Source organism: Massilia sp. P2_C2, assembly GCF_056404615.1.
Map to the genome: position 1 here is coordinate 1 of NZ_JBFUDR010000521.1, position 2,427 is coordinate 2,427.

The 2,427-nt window shown below is 70.8% G+C and carries 3 protein-coding genes; all 3 read right to left on the reverse strand.

The window, feature by feature from the left end; all coding sequences use genetic code 11:
- On the reverse strand, positions 1 to 454 hold a 454-nt coding region (gene tssA, locus AC1DYX_RS30350; protein WP_477265820.1), incomplete at its 3' end, for a type VI secretion system protein TssA.
- A gap of 19 nt (positions 455 to 473) precedes the next feature.
- Positions 474 to 1,268 (reverse strand): OmpA family protein, encoded by a 795-nt coding sequence (locus AC1DYX_RS30355; RefSeq protein WP_477265822.1) that lies wholly within the window; start codon positions 1,266 to 1,268, stop codon positions 474 to 476.
- Between the two features lies 1 nt (position 1,269).
- Entirely contained in the window at positions 1,270 to 2,256 is a 987-nt protein-coding gene (tagF, locus tag AC1DYX_RS30360; protein WP_477265824.1) for a type VI secretion system-associated protein TagF, read from the reverse strand.
- Positions 2,257 to 2,427: the final 171 nt, after the last annotated feature.

Consider the following 2,427-nt stretch of genomic DNA (forward strand, 5'->3'; position numbering starts at 1 on the left):
ACCAGGCCGTGCCGCGACCCTCCGTCAGCGGCACCTCGCGCACGAGGGCACGCGTACGCGACAGGATCCACGCGAGATTGCCGATGCGCTGCTCCTGGTCGCCGCCGTCCGCTTCCGGGAACAGCCCCTGGTCCCAATAGCGTTCGCACAGGCCGGCCAGCAGCCGGAATCCTTCGCCGAGGCCGCGCAGGTGGTGCCGTTTGGCGGCCGCCTCGGCGAGCCAGACGGCCAGGCGCAGGTCTTTCGTCCGCTCGGCCAGCAGGTGCGCGCAGCGGTCGACGACGAAGCCCCAGTCGGCCTCCTTCAGATCCGTGACCCATTCGCCCTGGGCGAGCGACGGGTCGTCGAATTCGCGTGCGCGGGCGATGGCGTCCAGGTCCGTGGAAAATGCGAGGTCGGCGCCGCACGGGCGGTCGGCGCTGATGGGGGCGAGCAGGGCTGCGGCGGTAAACATGCTGGCTTTCACGGTCAGATCATTGCACGAGGCGGAATTCGATGCGGCGGTTGCGCGCGCGGCCTTCGACGGTGTCGTTGCTGGCGATGGGGCGGTCCGGCCCCTGGCCGCTGGCCGTCAGGTTGTCCTCGGCGATGCCATGCGCGGCCAGGTAGGCCTTGACGGTGGCGGCGCGCGCCTGGCTCAGGCTCACGTTGCTGGTGCGCAGGCCGGCGCTGTCGGTGTGGCCGATGATCTCGATGCGGCGTCCCTTCAGTTTCAGCATTGCCGCGACCATCTCGTCGAGGATCGCGCGCCCGTCCGGGGTCAGGCTGGCCTTGCCGCTGTCGAATTCGACGGTGCGGTTCGCGAGGGTGTTGTCGAGCAGCGCCTGTTCGCCGGCGGCGATGCGCAGTCCGTTGTTGACGGTATAGGTCGGGTTCAGGTTCGTCGCGACGTTGCTGGCGATGCGCTGGCGCAGTGCCTCGTTCGCGACTTCACCGCGCAGGCTGACGTTGTTGCCGTCGATCGTGAGCTGGCCGCGGCTGATCTGGCGCAGGTCCGGCGTGATCAGCTTTTGCACATAGCCGTTCCAGTTGGCCGGCATGACGACGGGGCCGATGGCGATCTGGTCGACCACGCGTTCGGGGCCGTACAGTTCGCGCAGCTTCGCGAGGACGGATGCCTTGGTCGCCTCGTCCGGGACGGTGCCGGCGGCCAGCACCTGGCCCGGCTGCGGCGCAGCGGGCGCCGGCGCGGTGTTCTGTGCCGCCGCCGTTGCGGCCAGCGCCAACGTGAACAGGGCGGCCGGCGCGCGTTGAGTGAAGATTCGCATATCAGGTTCCGATGAATGCCGCGCCGACGGCGTCGAGAGCGGACTTGAGGGTCAGGCTGCCCTGTGCCAGCCAGGCCGACAGCTTGCGTATGTCGTAGTCGCCGTGGACCTGGTCCTCGACCCAGTCCAGGTCGGCGAACGCGATCAGATGGTCGAGGTTCGCCTGCGGGTCGATGAGGGTGCGCAGCGTCTGCGCGGAGGCGCCCGAGAAGCCGACGACGAGCACGGGCCGGTCTTCCAGGCGCGTGACGAACAGCGCCAGTTCGAAATCGGCGCGCGCCAGGAAAGGCGCGATCACGTGCATCCAGAATGCGGCAGCGAGGTTGCGGTGGATGGCGTCCCGCGGCAATGGCAGCACGAGGCTCTTGTCGAGGCGGCCCGACCCGCTGGCCAGCACGGGCTGCAGCAGCATGCCCAGCGCCAGCAGCACCTGGCGCGTCGATACGCCGAAGCCCGCCGCGGCCAGCTGCGTATCCAGCCCGACGATCGTCTGCACTTCCAGGAAGTCGTCGAACGCGGCGTCGTAGGCGGAGGCGCGCAGGTCGAGTTCGATCGGCTGGCCGCTCGCGGCCTGCAGCGGCGTGGCGGGATCGCCGGCGTTGCGCACGCCGGCCGTCAGCGCCTCGAGCCGGCTCCACAACCGGGTGAACACGAGCGGCGTCGCGGGCAGGAACGCGGCCGGTTCCGCGATCTCCATCGCACCCGCCATCAGGAACGGATAGCGCCGGCTCGATGCGTCGCTGCTGGGGACGATGTGACCGCCGATCGCGTGGCGCCGGCGCGGGCCGACGAAGGCGAAGTGCAGCGGCGCGGCGGCGTCGTAGGCGAGCTTCCAGCGCGCGTTGGCGCTCATCAGGTCCATCGCCTCGGACAACCAGTCGTCCAGCACCTGCAGCAGCGCGGGGCTGGCGCTGGCGCGCACGAAGTCGCCGCGGCTGGGCAGCTTGCCGAAATAGCCGACGGCAACCGGTGTCGTCGTGCGGCTCATTGCCCGCCTCCCGCACCCGTGACGGCCGCTGCGCTGGCGACGGCCGTGGCGGCCGGTGCGGCTTGCCGCGGCGCCGTGACCGTCTCCGGCAGGCGCAGGCGCCTGAAACCCTGGGCCGGCGCGGCTACCTGGGCCTGGACGGGCGCCGGCGCGGCCGGCAGCACCTTCAGG